At 71.1% G+C, this 20,996-nt stretch carries 20 protein-coding genes; 16 read left to right on the plus strand and 4 right to left on the minus strand.

Annotated elements, in window-relative coordinates:
- Nucleotides 1–127 precede the first annotated feature (127 nt).
- From ACFRMN_RS22020 to ACFRMN_RS22085, 14 genes are all read left to right on the plus strand, one after another.
- Nucleotides 128–865 (plus strand): SRPBCC domain-containing protein, encoded by a 738-nt coding sequence (locus tag ACFRMN_RS22020; RefSeq protein WP_383022120.1) that lies wholly within the window; start codon nt 128–130, stop codon nt 863–865.
- Nucleotides 866–874: 9 nt separating this feature from the next.
- On the plus strand, nt 875–1,669 hold the full coding sequence (locus tag ACFRMN_RS22025) for an aldose 1-epimerase (RefSeq protein WP_383022122.1): 795 nt from the start codon (nt 875–877) through the stop codon (nt 1,667–1,669).
- Between the two features lie 23 nt (nt 1,670–1,692).
- Entirely contained in the window at nt 1,693–2,232 is a 540-nt protein-coding gene (gene pyrE / locus ACFRMN_RS22030) for an orotate phosphoribosyltransferase (protein ID WP_383022124.1), read from the plus strand.
- Nucleotides 2,233–2,386: 154 nt separating this feature from the next.
- The gene (gene fbaA, locus ACFRMN_RS22035; protein WP_383022125.1) at nt 2,387–3,418 is read left to right on the plus strand and encodes a class II fructose-bisphosphate aldolase; all 1,032 of its coding nucleotides are present in this window, start codon (nt 2,387–2,389) and stop codon (nt 3,416–3,418) included.
- A 113-nt stretch (nt 3,419–3,531) separates the two neighbouring features.
- Entirely contained in the window at nt 3,532–5,163 is a 1,632-nt protein-coding gene (locus ACFRMN_RS22040; RefSeq protein ID WP_383022127.1) for an MFS transporter, read from the plus strand.
- A gap of 2 nt (nt 5,164–5,165) precedes the next feature.
- Nucleotides 5,166–5,579 carry a DUF3151 domain-containing protein gene (locus ACFRMN_RS22045; protein WP_383022128.1) on the plus strand — a complete coding sequence of 138 codons (414 nt, stop codon included), beginning with the start codon at nt 5,166–5,168 and terminating at the stop codon, nt 5,577–5,579.
- A gap of 535 nt (nt 5,580–6,114) precedes the next feature.
- Nucleotides 6,115–6,807 (plus strand): DUF3152 domain-containing protein, encoded by a 693-nt coding sequence (locus ACFRMN_RS22050; protein WP_383022130.1) that lies wholly within the window; start codon nt 6,115–6,117, stop codon nt 6,805–6,807.
- A gap of 93 nt (nt 6,808–6,900) precedes the next feature.
- On the plus strand, nt 6,901–7,746 hold the full coding sequence (locus ACFRMN_RS22055) for a tryptophan 2,3-dioxygenase family protein (RefSeq protein WP_383022131.1): 846 nt from the start codon (nt 6,901–6,903) through the stop codon (nt 7,744–7,746).
- Between the two features lie 136 nt (nt 7,747–7,882).
- Complete coding sequence (kynU, locus tag ACFRMN_RS22060) at nt 7,883–9,127, plus strand: kynureninase (RefSeq protein WP_383022339.1); 1,245 nt, start codon at nt 7,883–7,885, stop codon at nt 9,125–9,127.
- Between the two features lie 125 nt (nt 9,128–9,252).
- A complete protein-coding gene (locus ACFRMN_RS22065; RefSeq protein WP_383022132.1) occupies nt 9,253–10,137 on the plus strand; it encodes an alpha/beta hydrolase family protein in 885 nt (294 codons plus the stop codon).
- Nucleotides 10,138–10,282: 145 nt separating this feature from the next.
- The gene (locus tag ACFRMN_RS22070; RefSeq protein ID WP_383022134.1) at nt 10,283–11,149 is read left to right on the plus strand and encodes an SDR family NAD(P)-dependent oxidoreductase; all 867 of its coding nucleotides are present in this window, start codon (nt 10,283–10,285) and stop codon (nt 11,147–11,149) included.
- Between the two features lie 302 nt (nt 11,150–11,451).
- Nucleotides 11,452–12,702 carry a sensor histidine kinase gene (locus tag ACFRMN_RS22075; protein ID WP_383022341.1) on the plus strand — a complete coding sequence of 417 codons (1,251 nt, stop codon included), beginning with the start codon at nt 11,452–11,454 and terminating at the stop codon, nt 12,700–12,702.
- Complete coding sequence (locus ACFRMN_RS22080) at nt 12,699–13,358, plus strand: response regulator (RefSeq protein WP_383022135.1); 660 nt, start codon at nt 12,699–12,701, stop codon at nt 13,356–13,358. Before ACFRMN_RS22075 ends, ACFRMN_RS22080 begins: the two co-directional genes overlap by 4 nt.
- Nucleotides 13,359–13,488: 130 nt before the next feature.
- Nucleotides 13,489–14,082: a Uma2 family endonuclease gene (locus ACFRMN_RS22085; protein ID WP_383022137.1), complete on the plus strand. Its 594-nt coding sequence runs from the start codon at nt 13,489–13,491 to the stop codon at nt 14,080–14,082.
- 82 nt (nt 14,083–14,164) lie between these two features.
- Here the strand turns inward: ACFRMN_RS22085 and ACFRMN_RS22090 are convergent, their stop codons facing one another.
- Nucleotides 14,165–15,784: an ABC transporter permease gene (locus ACFRMN_RS22090; protein WP_383022139.1), complete on the minus strand. Its 1,620-nt coding sequence runs from the start codon at nt 15,782–15,784 to the stop codon at nt 14,165–14,167.
- The gene (locus tag ACFRMN_RS22095) at nt 15,781–16,716 is read right to left on the minus strand and encodes an ATP-binding cassette domain-containing protein (protein ID WP_383022140.1); all 936 of its coding nucleotides are present in this window, start codon (nt 16,714–16,716) and stop codon (nt 15,781–15,783) included. Before ACFRMN_RS22095 ends, ACFRMN_RS22090 begins: the two co-directional genes overlap by 4 nt.
- Before the next feature lie 105 nt (nt 16,717–16,821).
- On the opposite strand from ACFRMN_RS22095, the gene ACFRMN_RS22100 reads away from it, so the two are divergent.
- Nucleotides 16,822–17,421 carry a GbsR/MarR family transcriptional regulator gene (locus ACFRMN_RS22100; RefSeq protein WP_383022142.1) on the plus strand — a complete coding sequence of 200 codons (600 nt, stop codon included), beginning with the start codon at nt 16,822–16,824 and terminating at the stop codon, nt 17,419–17,421.
- Nucleotides 17,422–17,442: 21 nt separating this feature from the next.
- Here the strand turns inward: ACFRMN_RS22100 and ACFRMN_RS22105 are convergent, their stop codons facing one another.
- Both ACFRMN_RS22105 and ACFRMN_RS22110 read right to left on the minus strand, forming a co-directional pair.
- Nucleotides 17,443–18,570 (minus strand): hypothetical protein, encoded by a 1,128-nt coding sequence (locus ACFRMN_RS22105; RefSeq protein WP_383022144.1) that lies wholly within the window; start codon nt 18,568–18,570, stop codon nt 17,443–17,445.
- A gap of 58 nt (nt 18,571–18,628) precedes the next feature.
- A complete protein-coding gene (locus ACFRMN_RS22110; RefSeq protein WP_383022146.1) occupies nt 18,629–19,489 on the minus strand; it encodes a diacylglycerol kinase in 861 nt (286 codons plus the stop codon).
- Between the two features lie 217 nt (nt 19,490–19,706).
- On the opposite strand from ACFRMN_RS22110, the gene ACFRMN_RS22115 reads away from it, so the two are divergent.
- Complete coding sequence (locus tag ACFRMN_RS22115) at nt 19,707–20,990, plus strand: adenylosuccinate synthase (RefSeq protein ID WP_383022147.1); 1,284 nt, start codon at nt 19,707–19,709, stop codon at nt 20,988–20,990.
- The last annotated feature ends 6 nt before the right edge of the window (nt 20,991–20,996 follow it).

Here is a 20,996-nt window from a genome sequence, read left to right on the forward strand (position 1 = left end):
CCGCCGGACGGCGCACCCCGGCAACAACCCGCACACGACCACCGGCCCCAGCCAAAGACGGCCGGACCGCACCCCCCGCCGGAAGGCGCACCCCGTTGGGGGGCGTGCGGCGCTACGCTCGGGACTTATGGAGCATGAGGTGTTCGTTCCGGTCACGGCAGAGGCTCTTCGGCAGGCGCTTGGGGATCCCGTGCGCGTCGCCCGTTGTGTGCCTGGGCTTCAGCATGACGCGGAGGAGTCGGCCGGGCCGCTCTCCGGGCGTATGAAGGTGCGTATCGGCGGTCACACGATCACCTATCGGGGCGCGCTCACGCTAGTTGAGCGGGACGGTGTCTTCGAGGTGGAGGGCGAGGGCGAGGAGGTCCGGGGTTCGGGCTCCGCCAAGTTGACGCTCACCGTGCGGCTGATGGAGACGCCGGACGGTACGACGCTCGCCTTCACGGGCGGATCGCGTTCGGAGGGCCGGCTCGCGGAGTTGCCCGCCGAGACGACGATCGCCGCGGCGCGTCGGCTGCTGGACCGTTTCGTCGCGCGGCTGGGGGAGGAGACGGAGCCGCCGGAGGTGGCCGAGGTGCTGCCGGAGTTCGGGCCCGAGTCGCCGGGCCTTGACGGGGAGACCGTCTCCGGGGAGGGGGACTTCATCATTCCGGACGAGCCGCCGGCCGAGGCCGCGCATGCGCGCCGCACCATGATCGGGCGCAGCGCGGAGGAAGTGGATCATGCGCCGCCGCGTGGGCGTTACGCGCCCGTGCCCGCTCCCGACACCGGTGGCGCGCGGGCCACGCTGCGCTGGGTCGCGCCCGCCGCCGCGCTCGCGCTCGCCTCCGCCGTGGTGGTCGGACGGGCACTGCGTCGGCGCAAGTAGTGTCGTGGTGTGAGTAGCAGCGAAGAGAGCATCCGACTGGCGGCGGGCGACGCCGAGTTGACCATCACCCCGGCGAACGGCTGCCGGATCAGCAGTCTGCGCGTCGGCGGGACCGAACTGTTGCGCCAGGGCGAGCGGTACGGCTGCTTCCCGATGGTGCCCTGGTGTGGGCGGATCGAGAACGGTCAGTTCCGCAACGGCGGGGTCGTCCATCAGATGCCGCTCAACTCCCCGCCGCACGCGATCCATGGCACCGGCCGGGACACGGCCTGGCGTGCCGCGCGGGTGGCCGGGAGCGAGGCGGTGTTCACGTATGACCTCGTCGACCCCTGGCCCTACAGCGGCCGGGTAACCCAGACGTTCGAGCTGACCGAGGACTCGCTGACGCTGGGGCTGGGCGTGGAGACGTACGACACGTCCTTCCCGGCCCAGGCCGGCTGGCACCCGTGGTTTCTGCGGGATCTGGGCGAGAGCGAGGTGCGTGTCGACTTCGAGCCCGCCTGGCAGGAGGAGCGCGGGAGCGACCATCTGCCCACCGGGCGCAGGATCACGCCGCGCCCCGGCCCGTGGGACGACTGCTTCGGGATGCCCGACGGTGTCGATGTGACCCTGACCTGGCCCGAGCGGCTGGAACTGAAGGTCACGAGCCGCGCCGAGTGGGTCGTGGTCTACGACGAACAGGCGGAGGCGGTCTGTGTGGAGCCGCAGTCGGGTCCGCCGAACGGGCTCAATACCGCGCCCCGGCTGGTCACCCCGGTGGAGCCGCTGGAGATCGCCGCGACCTGGCGTTGGCGGCGGCTCTGAACAGAGCACTTAAGCTCGTGGGCATGACTGACGTACGGGCTGAGCTGCTGCAACTGATCAAGGACAAGGCCGTGGTGCACGGCAAGGTGACCCTCTCCTCGGGGCTTGAGGCCGACTGGTACATCGACCTGCGCCGGATCACGCTGGACGGTCATGCCGCACCGCTGGTCGGTCAGGTCATGCTCGACACCACCGCCGATCTGGACTTCGACTGCGTCGGGGGGCTGACGCTGGGGGCCGACCCGGTGGCGACCTCGATGCTGCACGCCGCCGCCGCGCGCGGGCAGCGGCTCGACGCGTTCGTCGTCCGCAAGGCGCAGAAGGCGCATGGCCTGCAGCGCCGGATCGAGGGCACGGACGTCAAGGGACGCCGCTGTCTGGTGGTCGAGGACACCTCGACCACGGGCGGCTCGCCGCTGACGGCGGTCGAGGCGGTACGTGAGGCCGGCGGCGAGGTCGTCGCGGTCGCGGTCATCGTGGAGCGGGGCGCCGCTCCGGCGATCGCGGAGGCGGGCCTTCCGTACCTCAATGTCTATGCGCTGGATGAACTGGGTCTCGGCTGAGCTTGGCTTACGTCCGGATCCCGGCCGTTTCACGTGAAACAGCCGGGACCCGGGTGGAGTCCGTACAGGAGTCTGGAAAGATGGGGGTGACGATGACGTCGCCCCCAGGTCAGGGACAAGCACCTCTCACCCGCACATCACAAGGAGCGGCCCGATGCCCATCGCAACCCCCGAGGTCTACGCCGAGATGCTCGATCGGGCGAAGGCAGGCAAGTTCGCCTACCCGGCCATCAATGTGACCTCGTCCCAGACCCTGCACGCCGCGCTGCGTGGTTTCGCGGAGGCCGAGAGCGACGGCATCATCCAGATGTCCACGGGTGGTGCGGAGTTCCTGGGCGGCCAGTACAACAAGGACATGGTGACCGGTGCGGTCGCCCTCGCCGAGTTCGCGCATATCGTCGCCGCGAAGTACGACATCACCGTCGCGCTGCACACCGACCACTGTCCCAAGGACAAGCTCGACGGCTATGTCCGTCCGCTGCTCGACATCTCCGCCGAGCGGGTCGCGGCCGGCCGTAACCCGCTCTTCCAGTCGCATATGTGGGACGGCTCCGCCGAGACCCTGGCCGACAACCTGGCCATCGGCGAGGAGCTGCTTGCCAGGGCCGCAGCCGCCAAGATCATCCTTGAGGTCGAGATCACCCCGACCGGCGGCGAGGAGGACGGCGTCAGCCACGAGATCAACGACGAGCTGTACACCACCGTCGATGACGCGCTGCGCACCGCCGAGGCGCTCGGCCTCGGCGAGAAGGGCCGCTACCTGCTGGCCGCGTCCTTCGGCAATGTCCACGGCGTCTACAAGCCGGGCAATGTCGTGCTCCGCCCCGAGCTGCTGAAGGACCTCCAGGACGGCGTGAGCGCCAAGTACGGCAAGGCCGTCGGCAGCCAGCCCTTCGACTTCGTCTTCCACGGCGGCTCCGGCTCCACGGCCGAGGAGATCGCCACCGCGCTGGAGAACGGCGTCGTGAAGATGAACCTCGACACCGACACCCAGTACGCCTTCACGCGTCCCGTCGCGGACCACATGCTGAAGAACTACGACGGCGTGCTGAAGGTCGACGGCGAGGTCGGCTCCAAGAAGACCTACGACCCGCGCACCTGGGGCAAGCTGGCCGAGGCGGGCATGGCCAAGCGCGTCACCGAGGCGTGCGGCGCGCTGCGTTCCACGGGCACCAAGCTGAAGTAACGCGCGGGAGCGGTAATTCCCGTACGGCGGGCCCGGCATCGGTCACGATGTCGGGCCCTTTCCATACCGTCCGCCGGGTCGCCACCGGGCTTCGGGGCGAGGATGATCCCCGTATGGACATCAGGCTGTCCTCCGCCAAGGGACGCTGGGTCATTCTGACGACGGTGCTCGGCTCGACCATGGCCCTGCTGGACTCCACCGTCGTCAATGTCGCGCTGCCGCACATCGGGGACTCCCTCAACGCGGATCTCGCGGACCTTCAGTGGACCGTCAACGCCTACACGCTCACGCTGGCCGGGCTGATCCTGCTGGGCGGATCGCTCGGCGACCGGCACGGCAGACGGCGGATCTTTGTGATCGGGGTCGTCTGGTTCGCGTGCGGCTCGCTGCTGTGCGGGGTCGCGCCGAACGCCCTGGTGCTGATCATCGCCCGCGCCCTACAGGGTGTGGGCGGGGCGCTGCTCGTACCGGGCTCGCTCGCGATCATTCAGTCGAGCTTCCACCCGGACGACCGCGCGCGGGCCGTCGGGGTCTGGTCGGGGCTCGGCGGGGTCGGCGCGGCGGTCGGCCCGTTTCTCGGCGGCTGGCTGGTCGACGGTCCCGGCTGGCGCTGGGTGTTCCTGATCAATGTGCCGCTGGCCGCGCTGTGCGTACCGGTGGCGCTGCGCCACGTACCGGAGACCAGGGATCCGGCGCAGCACGGCCGGTTCGATGTGCTGGGCGCGTTCCTCGGCGCGGCGGCGCTGGCGCTGATCACGTACGCGCTGATCGGCAAGGATGCCTGGTCGGGGGTGGCGGGGGTGCTGGTCGCGGTCGCCTTCGTACTGGTCGAGCGGCATAGGCCGGACCCGATGCTGCCGCTGTCGATCTTCGCTTCGCGGCAGTTCACCGCGGTGAATCTGGTGACGCTCTGCGTGTACGCCGGGTTCGGCGGCTTCTTCTTCCTCGCCGCGCTCCAGCTCCAGGTGGTTGTCGGGTACTCGGCGCTGGGCGCGGGGGCGGCGCTGCTGCCGACGACCGTACTGATGCTGTTGTTCTCCGCGCGCTCCGGCGGGCTCGCGGAGCGGATCGGTCCGCGGATCCCGCTCACCGTGGGGCCGCTGCTGTGCGCGGCCGGGCTGCTGCTGATGCTGCGGGTGGGCCTGGGCGCCTCGTATCTCGCGGATGTGCTGCCCGCGCTGGTGGTGATGGGGATGGGCATGGTGACGCTGGTCGCGCCTCTGACGGCGACGGTGCTGGCCTCCGTGGACAACGCGCGGGCCGGTCTGGCCAGTGGCATCAACAACGCGGCGGCCCGTGCGGCGGGCCTGCTCGCGGTGGCCGCGCTGCCGCTGCTGACGGGCACGGGTCCGGAGGCGTACCACTCGGCGACGCAGTTCGACGCCACCTTCCGCCGTGCGATGCCGATCTGCGCGGGGGTGCTGGTGGCGGGCGCGCTGATCGCCTGGGCGACGGTACGTACGCCGAAGGCCGTGGCCGGCCGGCCCGAGCCGGAGTGCCGGGTGAACTGCGGGCTGTCCGCACCGCCCCTGGAGGGGCTGGCCGGGGAGGGAGTGGCCGACGGCGGGGTCGGCGCGACCGGCGGTGACGGCGGGCCCGGCGGCGGTACGGGCGGGGGGCCCGGGGGCGGATCCGGCGGCGGTTCGAGCGGGGGGCGGGGCGGGGGTCCGGGCAGGGGTTCGAGCGGGGGCCCGGGCAGGGGTGGGGACACGGGGTCCGCCGGGCCGGGGCAAGGCAGACTGTAGGTATGGCCATCCATGAAAACCTGCTGGGGGGACCGCCCCCCACTCAGCTGCCCGACGATCCCGAGCCGCGTGAGCTGCTCGCGAACGGCACGCCGCCCGCCGACGTCGCCGCGAAATATCCGACTTCCTCGCTGGCCTGGGCACAGCTCGCCGACGGCGCGTTCGAGAACGGCCATGTCGTCGAGTCGTACGCGTACGCCAGGACCGGTTACCACCGCGGGCTCGACTCCCTGCGGCGCAGCGGATGGAAGGGGCACGGCCCGGTGCCGTGGGAGCACGAGCCGAACCGCGGCTTCCTGCGCGCCCTGCACGCGCTCGCCCGCGCCGCGCAGGCGATCGGGGAGCAGGACGAGTACGAGCGCTGCTCGACGTTCCTGCGGGACTCCTCGCCGCTCGCGGCCGACACTCTCGGCTGACCGGCGTCTCCCTGGCCCGTTCCCTCGCGGCCGACGAGCGGCCGACGAGCGGCCGACGAGCGGCCGACGAGCGGCCGACGAGCGGCCGACGAGCGGCCGACGAGCGGCCGACGAGCGGCCGGCAAGCGGCTGATCGCCGCTGATCGTCGCTGATCGTTCCCAAGCGGAACCCATCGAAGGCCCCGTCCGTCATCAAGGGCGCGGGCCTTCGGTTTGATCGATCGCGCGCACAGCAGATCATCAGCCCGACCGGCACAGAGGCACCCCCACCCCGCCTCTCCCCCCAACACCGGTCGCACCAGGGGAGACGTTCGTTTTGGGTAAGCGTGCTGCCGTCCGCCGAATAGGCCGACGCGGTCGAGACCGTGTCCGTGCCCGCGTACGCGGGAGGCGCCGCGGTCGCGGCCGTCCGCTCGCCCGGCTGGTTCCGGCGGGACTGGGCCTGGTCGCCGTAATCCTCGGCGCGGGTGCCGCCCTCGCCTCTTGGGGAGGCGGTGATACGGGGGAGAGCGGGGCCACCACGACCGCAGACGTGATGATCGCGCCGCCCGCCGCGCCGTCCCCGGAGCCCTCGTCCCCGAAGCCCCCGCCCCCGTCGCCCCCGTCACCCCCGTCGCCCAGCGTCGACCCCGCCGAGGACGAGTCCCCGGAAGCGCCGCCCCGAGTCCCCGCCTCGGGCCCCGGCACCTTCACCACCGCGCGGACGCACGGCGACCCGGTCGGCGAAGGGCCGCTGCGCCGCTACCGCGTCCAGGTCGAGAACGGGATCGACCTCTCCGCGAAGGACGCGGCGGCCGAGATCGAGCGGATCCTCGCCCATCCGCGCGGCTGGGCCGCGCACGGCCGGGGCTCCTTCCAGCTGGTCTCCGCGAACGCCGACTTCGTCATCCGTATCGCCACCCCGGACACCGCCGACAAGCTCTGCGGCGCCCAGGGACTCGACACCCACGGCGAGCTGAACTGCGAGACCGTGGACGGCGTCGTGGTCAATCTGCGCCGCTGGGTCCTGGGCTCCCCGACGTTCGACGGGCCGGCCTCCGAATACCGGCATCTGATCATCAACCACGAGGTCGGCCATGAGATCGGCCTGCATGTGCATCTGGGCTGCTCCGGTCCCGGCCGGCCCGCCCCGGTGATGATGCAGCAGATCAAGGGCCTGGACGGCTGCGAGTCCAACGCCTGGCCGTACGACAAGAACGGGAAGTACATCACAGGCCCCGAGCTCTGACCCCGGATTATGATGCCGGGAGGGGACCGGGGCTCCGTAACCAACACGGAAGGGGCGGACCGCTACCCGGCAGCACATATCGAGGAGACAGAGATGTCGCACGCCCCCGATGTCCCCGAAGCCGGTTCGGAAGCCCCGAATCTCGACTTCGCCGGGACCACCCCGTACGAGGACTACGTCCAGGCGGACGTCCTCACCCATCTGCAGCACCCGCGCTCCGACGACCCCGGCGAGATGGTCTTCCTCGTCACGACACAGGTCATGGAGCTGTGGTTCACCGTCCTCGTCCACGAGTGGGAGACCGCGTCCCGCGCGCTGCGCGAGGACCGGATCCCGGTGGCGATCGACGCGCTCAAGCGGTCCGTACGCGAGCTGGAAGCGCTGAACGCCTCCTGGAAGCCGCTCGCCGGGCTGACGCCCGCGCAGTTCAACTCGTACCGCGGCGCGCTCGGCGAGGGCTCCGGCTTCCAGTCGGCGATGTACCGGCGTATGGAGTTCCTGCTCGGCGACAAGTCGGCGTCGATGCTCGTCCCGCACCGGGGCGCGCCGCGCGTCCACGCCGAGCTGGAGAAGGCGCTCCAGGAGCCCAGCCTGTACGACGAGGTCCTGCGGCTGCTCGCCCGGCGCGGGCTGCCGGTGCCCGCGGAGGTGCTTGACCGTGATCTCGCGCAGCGGTACGAGCCGTCGCGGGCGGTCGAGGAGATCTGGGCCGGGATATACGGCGAGTCCGATCAGCACACCGAACTCATCAGGCTCGGTGAGGCGTTGACGGATGTCGGCGAGCTGGTGTGGCGATGGCGCAACGACCATCTGGTGGCGACGAGGCGGGCGATGGGTTCCAAGACCGGTACGGGCGGCTCCGCGGGCGTGGCCTGGCTGGAGAAGCGGGCCGCGAAGAACGTGTTCCCCGAGCTGTGGACGGCGCGCAGCCATGTCTGAGTCACACGAGCCCGGCTCACACGAGCCCGAGTCACACGAGACCAAGTCGCACGAGTCCGGCTCACACGAGACCTCAAGAACCCGTGAACGCCGTGAACGCCACGCGTCCCGGGACTCCCTCGCCGTACAGGCCGCGATGCTGGACTCCGCCGACGAACTGGCCCCACTGCGCGAGCTGTTCACCCTCCACGACGACTCCGTCTATCTCGACGGGAACTCGCTGGGCGCGCTGCCCCGCCATGTCCCCGAGCGCGTACAGGACGTGATCACCCGCCAGTGGGGCGAGCTGCGTATCCGCTCCTGGACCGAGAGCGGCTGGTGGACCGCGCCCGAGCGGATCGGCGACCGGATCGCGCCGCTCGTGGGCGCGGGGCCGGGCCGGATCGTGGTCGGCGACTCCACCAGTGTCAATGTCTTCAAAGCCGTGGTGGGCGCGGTACGGCTGCTGGATCCGGCCGAGCCGGCCAGGGACGAGATCGTCGTCGATGCCACCACCTTCCCCACGGACGGATATATCGCACGGTCGGCGGCCCGGATGACCGGCCTGCCGATCGTCCCCGTCGACCCCGAGAACCTGCTCGGCGCGCTCGGACCGCGTACCGCCGTCGTCCTCGTCAACCATGTCGACTTCCGGACCGGCCGGCTGCACGACCTCCCCGGGATCACCGCCGCCGTGCACGAGGCCGGAGCGCTCGCCGTCTGGGACATCTGCCACAGCGCGGGCGCCCTGCCGGTCGGTCTGGACGAGCACGGCGTGGACCTCGCGGTGGGCTGCACGTACAAGTACCTGAACGGCGGGCCCGGTTCGCCCGCCTTCCTTTACGTCGCCGAGCGCCACCAGGCACGCTTCGACTCCCCGCTGCCCGGCTGGAACTCGCACACCGACCCGTTCGCGATGTCCTCGGACTTCGCGGCGGCGGACGGTGCGCTACGGGGCCGGGTCGGCACCCCCGACATCCTCTCCATGCTGGCCCTGGAGGCGGCACTCGACGTCTGGGAAGGGGTGAGCCTGGCGGCGGTACGGGAGAAGAGCCTGGCGCTCACGGACTTCTTCCTGGAGTGCGTGGAGGCGTACGCGCCGCCGGGCCGGGTCCGGTCGCTCACGCCCGCCGCGCACGCCGAGCGCGGCAGCCAGATCGCGCTGCGCTGCGCCGAGGCGCCTGCCGTCATGGCGGAGCTCATCGCCCGGGGGATCGTCGGGGATCTGCGCAGGCCGGACGTGCTGCGCTTCGGATTCACCCCGCTCTATACGGGTTTCGCCGACGCGGAACGGGCGGCGAGGGTCCTCGGTGAGGTCCTGACCGAGGTGCCGGCCGAGGACGCGGTGAAGGGCCGGGTGCAGGGCCCGGTGGAGGGTTGGGCCGACGGGCGTGACACCTGAGGCCACAGTGACCCGGCGGTCGCCCGTGCGGCCGCCGGGGATCGGGGTGATCAGGCCCCCGCTGGGCTGATAGCGTCCCCGCTGATCAGGTCAATTCGGCCCCCGTACCGAAAGGTTGGAGCAAGATGCCGGACCCCGCCGCGCACGATGCCCTTGCTCGTGACGCCGCAGAGACCGAATCGGTCTTCTCCCATCCGGTCGTCCGGCCCGATGCCACCGCCGCGTACGGCGAGCACCCTGATCAGGTGATCGACTTCTACGCCCCCCGGGGCAACCAGGAGCGCGTGCCGCTGGTCGTCGTTCTGCACGGCGGCGCCTGGCGCGCGCCGTACGACCGTACGCACCTGACCCCCTTCGCGGACTTCCTGGCCCGCCGCGGATTCGCCGTCGCCAATGTCGCGTACCGGCGGGGTCCCGCGATCCCGCAGCAGGGCGACGGGCCGCCGGTGGCGGGGCGCTGGCCCGAGACGTTCGACGATGTGGCCGCGGCGATGGACGCGCTGCCCGCGCTGGCCGCCGGCGCGCTGCCGCAGGCCGACGCGCGGCGGACCGTGCTGACCGGCCACTCCGCGGGCGGCCATCTCGCGCTGTGGGCGGCGGCCCGGCATGTGCTGCCGGTGGGCTCGCCGTGGCGGCTGCCGGAGCCCCCGCCGCTGCGCGGGGTCGTCGCGCTGGCGCCGATCGCGGATCTCGTACGCGCTGTGGAGCTGGACGTGTGCGGTGGGGCGCCCGTCCAACTGCTGGGCGGCGAGGAGGAGTTCAAGCAGCGCAGGGAGAGCGCGGACCCGGCGGCGCTGCTGCCGACGGGGATCGCGACGGCGGTCGTCCAGGGCCGTACGGACCTCACCGTGCCGTACGCGGTCTCCGAGGCGTTCGTGGAGGCGGCCGGCCGGGCGGGCGAGATGGTGGGGCTCACGCTGCTGGAGGAGGTCGGCCACTTCCCGCTGATCGACCCGGCGGCGGACGCGTGCGCCGTGGTGGCGGAGGAGATCGCCCAGCTCGCCTGGTGAGGCCCAGGGCCGGTCCCGAGGCAGTGGAGAGGCCCGGACGGATCGCGGTCGGGAACTGGTGGTCGCGGTCGGGAACTACGGATCGCGGTCGGGAACTGACGGATCGCGGACCGGAACTGACCGCAAGTCTCCCTACGGTCTCCCCATGACCAAGAACACCAGCCAGACCGTGCTCGTGACCGGTGCCACCGGAACCGTGGGCCGGCAAGTCGTCGCCGAACTCCTCCGCCGCGGTCACACCGTCCGCGCGCTCACCCGTGACCCCGAGAAGGCGAGGACCGTCCTCCTCGCGGACGTCCCGACCGGGGACTCGCGCGTCGAAGTCGTACGCGGTGACCTCACCGACCCCGCGAGCCTCGCCCCCGCCCTCGAAGGCGTCACCGGGATGCATCTGATCACCTTCGGCGGGGCGATGTTCGCGCCACTGGAGACCGGACCCGAGATCGTGGAGCTGGCGCGGAAGGCCGGCGTACGGCGGGCCACCGTCCTCTTCGGTGGCGAGGAGACCGCGCTCCAGCGGGCCGTCGAGGCGAGTGAGCTGGACTGGACCGTGATGCAGCCCGTCGAGTTCATGGCCAACGCGCTGGAGTGGGCCGAGGCGATCCGTACGGAGGACACCGTGGCCGAGCCGTTCACCGGCCGGCTGAGCGCCATGATCCACGAGGCCGACATCGACGCGGTCGCGGCGGTCGCGCTCACCGAGGAGGGGCACGCGGGCCGTACGTATCTGCTCACCGGGCCCGAGACGCTCACCGTCCAGGACAAGGTGGACGCGCTGGCGGCGGCCCGGGGCCGGGAGATCGCGCTCGTGGAGCTGAGCGAGGAGACGGCGAAGGAGCGGTGGCGCGCGGCGGGCCAACCGGAGGAAGTGATCGACTTCCTGATCATGGTGTACCGGGACACCCCGCCCGAGGGCAGGACCGTGGTCGGCACCGTCGAGGAGGTCACCGGCAGCCCGGCCCGTACGTTCGCGCAGTGGGCGGCGGAGCACGCGGCGGCGTTCCGGGCCTGACCCCGGCCGCCCCCCCCGGGCCTGACCTCGGCCACCTCCGGCCGTCCCCGGGCCTGACCCCGGCCGCCCCCCCGGGCCTGACCCCGGCCGCCCCCCCCGGCCGCCTCCGGCGCCCCCGACCGCCCCCACCCGCCTCCGGCACGCGTCCTACCTGGTGGGAGCCGGGGACACGCAGTAGTACCTGGGACGGACGGGCAAGGATCCGCTTCGCTGGTGACGACCCCGTCCTTCCCTCCGCTTACCGTGGCAACGTGACCGAGACAGATACCGGGAAGACCCGGAGCCCCGAGTTCCGCTTGGCCATGGGAGCGCTTGAGGGCATGCGCCAGGACCTCTTCCACGATGCCTTCGTCTACCGTCCGCTCAAGCCCATGCGGACGGAAGGCCCGATCACCCGCCGGCTGCCTGGCCGGATACGTGAGTACGCGGCCTGGACCCCGCACGCCCTGATCACGGCGAGCGCGCTGATGGTGATGTTCGTCGGCTTCGCCGAGGAGGGCAGTCTGTTCGGCCTCCTTCCGGCGATCCCGGTCCTGCTCACCATGGCCAGGCCGGTCGGCGCCCTGTGGCTGGCGATGGGGGCATCCGCCGTGCTGGGTGCCTTCGCGTACGGCGAATGGCCGTGGGGGGCCGCCAGTTTCCTCGGTTACCTCACCGTGCTGACGGTGGCCGCGATCCGTACCCGCCCGCGCACCGGCGCCTATATGTGGGCGCTCACGGCGGTGTACGCGTTCTGCGCGGAGATCCTTTTCAACCGCGGCTACGGGCCCGGAGGAGCCTCCACCTCGGTGATGATGCTCTTCCTCTCCGCACTCGTCCTGCTGACCGTGACCGTGCTGCATGTCCGCCGGGAGGCGGAGCAGGAGGTCGCGGCGCAGCAGAGCGTCACCGCCGTCGAACGCGACCGGCGCACGCTGCTGGAGGAGCGCACCACCATCGCCCGCGAGCTGCACGATGTGGTCGCCCACCACATGTCGGTCGTCGCGATCCAGGCCGAGGCCGCCCCGTACCGGGTGGAGAACCCGCCGCCGGAGCTGGAGCAGGCGTTCATCACGATCCGGGAGAACGCCGTGGCCGCGCTGACGGAGCTGCGCCGGGTCCTCGGGGTCGTACGGGCGGAGGACTACGAGGCCCCCGACGCCCCGCAGCCCACGCTCGCCGATCTCGACGGGCTGCTCGGGAATGTCCGCGACGCGGGGCTGACCGTGGAGAAGACGATCACCGGATCGGTGCGCACGCTGCCGCAGGGCGTCGAGCTGTCGGCGTACCGCATCGTCCAGGAAGCCCTCAGCAACGCGCTCCGGCACGCGCCCGGCTCGACCGCGCGGGTCGAGATCTCGTACGTGCTGGGCGGGCTCGGCCTGCGGATCGTGAACACTCCGCCGCGCGGCCTGGTCAAACCGTCGCCCGGCTCCGGGCACGGCATCACGGGGATGCGGGAGCGTGTCACGATGCTCAACGGTGAGATGACCGCTGACCTCCTGGAGGACGGCGGCTACGAGGTCGCGGCCTTCATTCCGGTGGCCGCCGTGCGGGACGAGGACGCGTCATGACCATCCGGGTACTGATCGTCGACGATCAGGTGATGGTCCGCGAGGGCTTCTCGGTCCTGCTGAACGCGATGCCGGACATCGAGGTCATCGGCGAGGCGGTGAACGGCCGCGAGGCGGTGAGCCAGGTCGCCGTGCTCCACCCCGACGTGGTGCTGATGGACATCCGGATGCCGGAGCTGAACGGCATCGAGGCGACCCGCGAGATCGTCGCGGCGGACGCCGACGCGAAGGTCCTCGTGCTGACCACCTTCGACCTCGACGAATACGTCTACCAGGCGCTGCGCGCCGGTGCCTCCGGCTTCCTGCTGAAGGACGCCTCGGCCCGCCAACTGGCGGACGGCGTACAGGTGGTGGCCTCCGGCGAGGCACTGCTCGCACCGACCGTCACCCGCCGCCTGATCACGGAGTTCTCCAAACTCTCGGAGACCCCGCGCGCCCCGGCGATGGCCCGGATAGGCGATCTCACGGAGCGCGAGACGGAGGTCCTGGTCCTGATCGCGCAGGGCCTGTCGAACGCGGAGATCGCCGAGCATCTGGTGGTCGCGGAGTCCACGATCAAGACGCATGTCAGTCGCATCCTGGTGAAGCTGGGGCTGCGGGACCGTACGCAGGCGGCGGTATTCGCGTACGAGGCGCGCTTGGTGACACCGAGCTGAGGCGGCCGGCGCCGAGTGGGGTGGCGAGTACCGGTCATTTGATCACTCGCGCGGGTGATCGCACCGGAAGGAACCGTTTCGTCCGCGCGAGGGCCCGTCACGCTGGTGTCCGCCTGACAGGAGGTGCACCATGACAGTTATGGCAGAGCGCGCGGCCCAGATGTCCGTCGAGGAGTTCGAGGAGATCGCCAAACTCATCGAGGGGCAAACCGACACCGTCAGGTTGGAGTTCATCAACGGACGGATCGGGTTCAAGGGCATGACGGACGGCGACCACAGCGAGATCATCAGGTGGCTACAGGAACGCTGTCTGCAAACCCGGCCGGACGTGTGGCTGTATGCCGGTGGTGAGTTGGGTCTTGAGGTCGAGACCTACCGCAAGGGCAGGGCCAAACCGGATGCGGTCCTCGCCCCGAGGAAGAGCTTCCTCGGACAGAACGACTGGGCCGACCCGGCACGTGTGCTGATGGTGGTCGAAGTCACGTCGTACGACTGGGACACGGACCGACGGGACCGCAAGGAGGAGCCCGCCGCCTACGCCGCCGCGGGCATCCCGCTCTATCTGCTGATCAATCGCGACCACTGCGCGGTCACCGTGCACAGTGATCCGGCGGCGGATGGGTATGGCCGTCGCCACGCGGTGGATTTCGGCAAGAAGGTCACGCTTCCCTCCCCGGTCGGCATTGAACTCGACACCGAAGAGCTGGAGGACTACGTCCGCTGACGCGCGCGGCGTCACACATCGGCCCGCCTTGTCCACAGCCTGTGGACAAGGCGGGCCGACGCCCATCTCGGGTCGGGGCGGGTCAGGTCAGCAGGTCGCGGCGCCGCAGCCCCGCCAGTCCCGCCCCCACCAGCGCAACCGCCAGCGCGGTCAGCACCACCGCCGGTGTCCACGCCATCTCCCCGCCCGGCAGCTTCGGCAGATGTCCGAACGGCGACAGGTTCATCACCGACCGCGGCAGATCCAGTGCCGGGCCGATCCAGCCCAGGGCCAGGGCCAGGCCCGCGACTCCCCACGCGGCCACGGCCGCCTTCGGGAAGACCCCGTACAGCAGGACCGCCAGCGCGCCCAGGACCCAGATCGCGGGCAGTTGGACCAGAGCGGCGCCGAGGATGCCCGGCAGGTCGTCGCCGTATCCGAGGAACAGGCCGAGACCGCCGAGCGCCATGATCAGGACCGCGCCGCCGAAGGCGATCGCCAGATGCCCGGCGGCCCAGCGGAGCCGGCCGACCGCGCCCGCGAGGACCGGTTCCGCTCGCCGGCCGGTCTCCTCGGCGTACAGCCGCAGCACGGACGCGACCACGTACAGCGCCGCGACCATGCCCAGCATGCCGACCATCGCGGCCAGGAAGGCGTCGGTCAGTCCCTGCTGCCCGCCCATCCGCTGGATGATCTGTTGGGTCCCCTGGTTGTCGCCGACCAGCTCCGCCGCGCCGTCCGTGATACCGCCGAACATGATCCCGGCGAGCAGGAAGCCGATTCCCCAGCCGAACACGCTGCCGCGCTGGAGGCGCCACGCGAGCCCGCCCGCCGTGGCGAGCGCGCCCGTCGCGGGTCCGGGCCGCGCGGGCAGGAAGCTCATGCCGAGGTCGCGCCGGCCCGCCAGGGTGTACGCGAGGACCGCCTGTACGGCGATCGCGGCCAGCAGGACCAGCAGCACCCACCAGCGTTCGTCGGCGAAGGCGCGTACGTTCTCGGCCCAGCCGAGCGGGGAGAGCCAGGTCAGTACGGACGAACCGTCGTCGGTCGACGCGTCGCCCGCCGCCTTGAGTACGAACGCGGCGCCGATGACGGCGGCCGTCAGCCCCTTCGCGAGCCGGGCGTTCTCGGTGATCTGCGCGGCGATGGCTGCGGTGCAGGCGAAGAGCATGCCGACCCCGCCGGTCGCGAGCCCGAGCGCCAGCGAACCGGCGGCGGTCTGCCCGTTGCCGACGAGCCCGGCGGTGACCGCCAGGACCAGCGCGGCGTTGGCGATCAGCGCCGTGAGCAGCGCGGCGGTCAGCGGTGCCCGGCGCCCGACCATCGCCGCCGAAAGCATCTCCTGACGGCCCGTCTCCTCTTCCTCCCGGGTGTGCCGTACGACGACGATCAGGCTCATCACCGCCGCGAGCGCGGCCCCGAAGGCGATCATGCGCCAGGAGGTGAGCCCGCCCACGGAGTCGCTGAAGACCGGTCCGTACAGGGCGCGCAGCGAGCCGTTGGCGGACATCGACTGGATGAGGTCGGCCCGTTTGGCGTCCGTGTCGTACAGCGTCGCCACGGACTGCGTGACGGACAGGAACGAGGCGCCGAGCATCACCACCCACACCGGGAGGATGATCCGGTCCCGGCGCAGGGCGAGCCTCAACAGCGTTCCGGTACCGGCGAGTTGACGGGTGCCGCCGGTGCGCGCCATCGGTACGGCCAGGGCGGTGGCGGTCATGACGCGACCGCCCCGCCGGCCGCGTGTACGTCGTCGGCCGTGTGGGCGCCATCGGCCGCGTAGTGGCGCATGAACAGCTCCTCCAGGGTGGGCGGGGTGCTGGTCAGTGTGCGGATGCCGGACGCGGAGAGCGAGCGCAGTACGGCGTCCAGCTTGTCGGTGTCGACCTGGAGCCTGACCCGCTTCCCCTGGATGTCGAGGTCGTGCACGCCGGGGAGCCGGCCCAGTCCGTTCGGCTCGCCGGAGAGCTCCGCGCTCACGCTCGTACGGGTCAGATGGCGCAGCTCGGAGAGCGAACCCGACTCGACGGTCACGCCCTTGCGGATGATGCTCACCCGGTCGCAGAGCGCCTCGACCTCGCTCAGCACATGGCTGGAGAGGAGCACGGTCCTGCCCCGGTCGCGCTCCTCCTCGACGCACCGCTGGAAGACCTCCTCCATCAGCGGGTCGAGCCCGGAGGTCGGCTCGTCGAGGATCAGCAGATCGACGTCCGAGGCGAACGCGGCGACGAGGGCGACCTTCTGGCGGTTGCCCTTGGAGTACGTACGGCCCTTCTTGGTGGGGTCCAGCTCGAAGCGCTCGACGAGATCCGCCCGCCGCGCCGGGTCCAGCCCTCCACGCAGCCGCCCGTACAGGTCGATGACCTCGCCACCGGAGAGGTTCCGCCACAGGGTCACGTCCCCGGGTACGTAGGCCACGCGCCGGTGCAGTTCGACCGCGTCCTTCCACGGGTCCCGGCCGAGCAGCTGGGCCGCGCCGGAGTCGGCGCGCAGCAGCCCGAGGAGGACTCTGATGGTGGTGGACTTGCCGGCTCCGTTGGGGCCGAGGAAGCCATGGACCTCGCCGGTCTCGACGGCGAGGTCAAGGCCGTCCAGCGCGTGCGTCCGGCCGAACGACTTGTGCAGTCCGGCGACGGTGATTGCCTTCGTCATGCTTCGGAACGTACGTGACTTTCACAAAGTTGTGAAGTTAAGGAAGCGTAAAAAGGGTTCGGGTTAAGATCGAGGTGGTCGCCGAGCAGGGGAGACGATGGGCCGATGAGTAGCGAGGACCAGAGCCGCGAGGGCCGGCGCCGGGGCGCGAACGGGAGTGAGAGCGTGGGCGGGAGCGCGGGCGAGGACGGTACGCGGCGGGATGAGGAGGCCGTGTCCCGCTTCGTGGAGCGCTTCGCGGCCGACATGACCGAGGCGGGGATGCAGCGCACGGCCTCCCGGGTCTTCGCGGCGCTGCTCACCTCGGACGACGCGAGCATGACCTCCGCCGAGCTGAGCGAGAAGTTGCGGATCAGCCCCGCGGCCGTCTCGGGGGCGGTCCGCTATCTCACGCAGGTCAGCATGGTCGGCAGGGAACGCGACCCCGGCTCGCGCCGGGACCGCTACCGGCTGCACGACCAGGGCTGGTACGTCACCATCACCCAGCGCGACTCCGTACTGAGCCGCTGGGAGAACACCCTGCGCGCGGGCGCCGAGACGCTCGGCCGCGACACCCCGGCGGGGGCGCGGGTGGCGGAGACGGTCGAGTTCTTCGAGTTCCTTCAGCAGGAACTGCTCGCGCTGATGGACCGCTGGAAGGACTACCAGGAGACCAAGCGCGTGGAGGAGGCCGAGGGCGTCCCCGCGCGCGGGGACAGGGCCTGAGCGGCGGGCCCGCCCATGGCCTCAGCCGGTGGGCTCGGGCCGTCGGTCGGTGGGCTCGGGCCGTCGGTCGGCGGGCTCCGGCCGGTACACGCGTTTGACAGCGCCCCTCACCAGGCCCACCAGGCCCGTCAGCGTCAGTGCCGCACCGGCCAGGAGCAGGGCGTCGTTCACGTCATTGGCGGGAGTGCCCCGCCAGTCGGAGTCGTAGAGATCGCCCTTCCACGGGCCGTACGAGACCACCCAGCCGGTCCACCAGTCCTCCAGTAGCGGATCGCGGTCCGGGTCACAGCGGAAGGGGCCCTCGTGCCGCGCTCCGCTCCAAGGGTCGGACCATCGCACCTCACAGGTGCCGTCGGGCTGCTGGCTGATCACGGTCAGATCGATCTGCGGGTCCTTGGACGCGGCGGTGGACCCGGCGATACCCAGGCCGAGAAGGGCCACTCCCACCAGCAGGATCCAGCGGAAGACGCCCCGGCGGCGACGGGGTGCGGCCTTCGACATCGCCGCCCAGCGTGGCGCGTCCGGTGCGTCCGACGTGTGCGGTTCGTCCGATGTGTGCGGCATGGGCGGCATGGGCTGTTCCAGCAGCCCGGCCCGCTCCGCCCGCTGTACGGCCGACCGCCGCGCCCCGCTTCCCCGTACCGCTCGCGTCCAGCACAGCCCCGTACCGCCCGGAAGCGCGATCACCCCGCCGGTCCGGGGGTCGCCGCACCACCACAGGACGCCGCCCGGGGGGCGATGGACGACCGGCTGGTTCAGGCCCCATATCGCCCACACGGTCAGTGGCCAGAGCTCCCCGGTCGCGGGGTCCCGCAGCACCACCGTCGCGGCCCGCCATCCGCGCGGGATCGATACGGCGACGCAGACGGTCCAGGGGGCCGCCGCCAGGTGACGCCGCATCCGGCCGGAAAGCCGGCGGGCGAGGAGGCCCAAACCCAGCGTGGCCAGCGACAGCCCCACCAGGTTCGGGACCAGCGAGACCACTGAGTCCAGGCCCAGGCCGGCCGCGATCAGGCCGATGATCCCGCTGCCGGCCAGCATCACCAGACCGCGGCCCGCGAACATAACCCCGCGCGCGTGGTAGCGGCCCAGTGCCTCGGCCGTGTCCGTGACATCCAGCGCAGGGCGCTGCGACGCGTTGTCCCCCATTGATGTGCCCCCCCCCGGGCTTGATGTGCCCCCCCGGGCTTCGAACCGGAGGCCGAGACTACCTGGAGCCCGCCCCGGCCCCCGAGCCCGTCGCCGCCGGAAGCGTCAGCTGCCACGCCTCCGGCCGGAGGGTCCAGGTCCGGGTCCGTACCGGCCCCGTGACCCGGGTGTCCGCGCGGTAGCGGAAGTCCGCGCCCGAGACCGTGACGGACAGTGCGCTGGCGCGGACCGGCTCGTCCGAGGCGTGCGTACGGATCACGACCTCGGCACGGCCCCCACGGGAAGACACCTGTACGCCCTCGACCGGCTCGTCCAGATCGTTCAGCACTATGCCGTCCGCCTCGACCCTCAGCCGGTGGTGCGTATGTGCCGCGAACACCTGCGGGACCGGCCGTACGAGCGTACGGACCAGGGAGCGGCAGGTGTGCCAGACCGATCCCACCGACGCCGCGGGGACCGCGCCCGTCGCGGGCAGCGCCGGGATCCGCAGATCCCCCAGCACCACCCCGTCGCTGTCGTCGACCAGCAGATCGAGCCGGCGCGCCACACCGTCCAGCACGGCCCGCGCCGCCGCCACCGCGCCCGTGGGCACGCCCAGGGAGCGGGCCAGCTCGACGGAGGCGCCGATCGGCACCAGCGACAGCGCCCCGGAGGCCAGTTCCCGTTCCCGGTGGAGGAGGGCGACGGTCCGCAACAGCGCCCGGTCGTCGCCCACGACCACCGGCCGTCTGCTGCCCCGCCGGGCCAGCGCCCGCGCGAATTCCTCGGGTCCGTCGGGGAGACAGAGCTTCACCCCCGCACCCGCGCTCAGCACGTCCTTCGCGATCCGGACCGATTCGCCGTCGGTCCTGCGGGCGAAGGGGTCGATGACCACCAGAAGCTGTCGCGCACCGTTCTCGGCGGGCTCTGCAGCCGACACCTCGGTCCTTCCTCGGGTAGCATCTTTGTGCAAGAGCCCCTTGCGCTATTGCGCCAGGGGCTTCGTCTATTCCGGGGCATCCGGTTCGACGGTCAGGACCGCGTCGTACAACGTCGTACGGTGTCATACGCGTAGATATGGCGTACACGCGCCGTATGAACGGCGTTTGCGCGCCCCCTGGCCTTGGACATGCCCCGCCCGGAAGGGGTGTACGCCTGTGCCCGCACTTGTGCTGCTCGGTGCTCAGTGGGGTGACGAAGGCAAGGGAAAGGCCACCGACCTGCTCGGTGGGTCCGTGGACTATGTCGTGCGCTATCAGGGCGGCAACAACGCCGGCCATACGGTCGTCGTGGGCGACCAGAAGTACGCACTGCATCTTCTCCCTTCCGGAATCCTCTCCCCGGGGTGCACCCCGGTGATCGGCAATGGAGTGGTCGTCGACCCGGCCGTCCTGCTCTCCGAGCTGAGCGGGCTCAACGAGCGCGGTGTCGACACGTCCAAACTGCTGATCAGTGGTAACGCGCACCTGATCACGCCGTACAACGTAACCGTCGACAAGGTGACGGAACGGTTCCTCGGTAAGCGGAAGATCGGTACGACCGGCCGCGGCATCGGCCCGACGTACGCGGACAAGATCAACCGCACCGGTATCCGCGTCCAGGACCTCTACGACGAGTCGATCCTGGAGCAGAAGGTCGAAGCGGCGCTGGAGTCCAAGAACCAGCTGCTCGCGAAGGTCTTCAACCGGCGTGCCATAGAGTCCGGCAAGGTCGTGGAAGAGCTGCTGACGTTCGCGGACCAGCTCAAGCCGTACGTCGCGGACACGACGCTGATCCTCAACAACGCGATCGACGAGGGCAAGGTCGTCCTCTTCGAGGGCGGCCAGGGCACGCTGCTCGACGTGGACCACGGCACGTACCCCTTCGTCACCTCGTCCAACCCGACGGCGGGCGGTGCCTGCACGGGCTCGGGGGTGGGGCCGACGAAGATCAGCCGGGTCATCGGCATCCTCAAGGCGTACACGACGCGCGTCGGCGCCGGACCGTTCCCGACCGAGCTGTTCGACGAGGACGGCGAGGCGCTGCGCCGCATCGGCGGCGAACGGGGCGTCACGACGGGCCGCGACCGCCGCTGCGGCTGGTTCGACGCGGTGATCGCGCGCTACGCGACGCGGGTCAACGGCCTGACGGACTTCTTCCTCACCAAGCTGGACGTGCTCACGGGCTGGGAGCGGATCCCGGTGTGCGTGGCGTACGAGATCGACGGCAAGCGAGTCGAGGAACTTCCGTACAGCCAGACGGACTTCCACCACGCGAAGCCGGTGTACGAGTACCTGCCGGGCTGGTCCGAGGACATCACGAAGGCGAAGACCTTCGCCGACCTGCCGAAGAACGCGCAGGATTACGTGAAGGCGCTGGAGGCGATGTCGGGAGCGCCGATCTCGGCGATCGGCGTGGGTCCGGGCCGTACGGAGACGATCCAGGTCAACTCGTTCCTGTAGGAACGG

The organism is Streptomyces sp. NPDC056835 (assembly GCF_042789485.1).
In the GTDB taxonomy this organism is placed as follows: domain Bacteria; phylum Actinomycetota; class Actinomycetes; order Streptomycetales; family Streptomycetaceae; genus Streptomyces.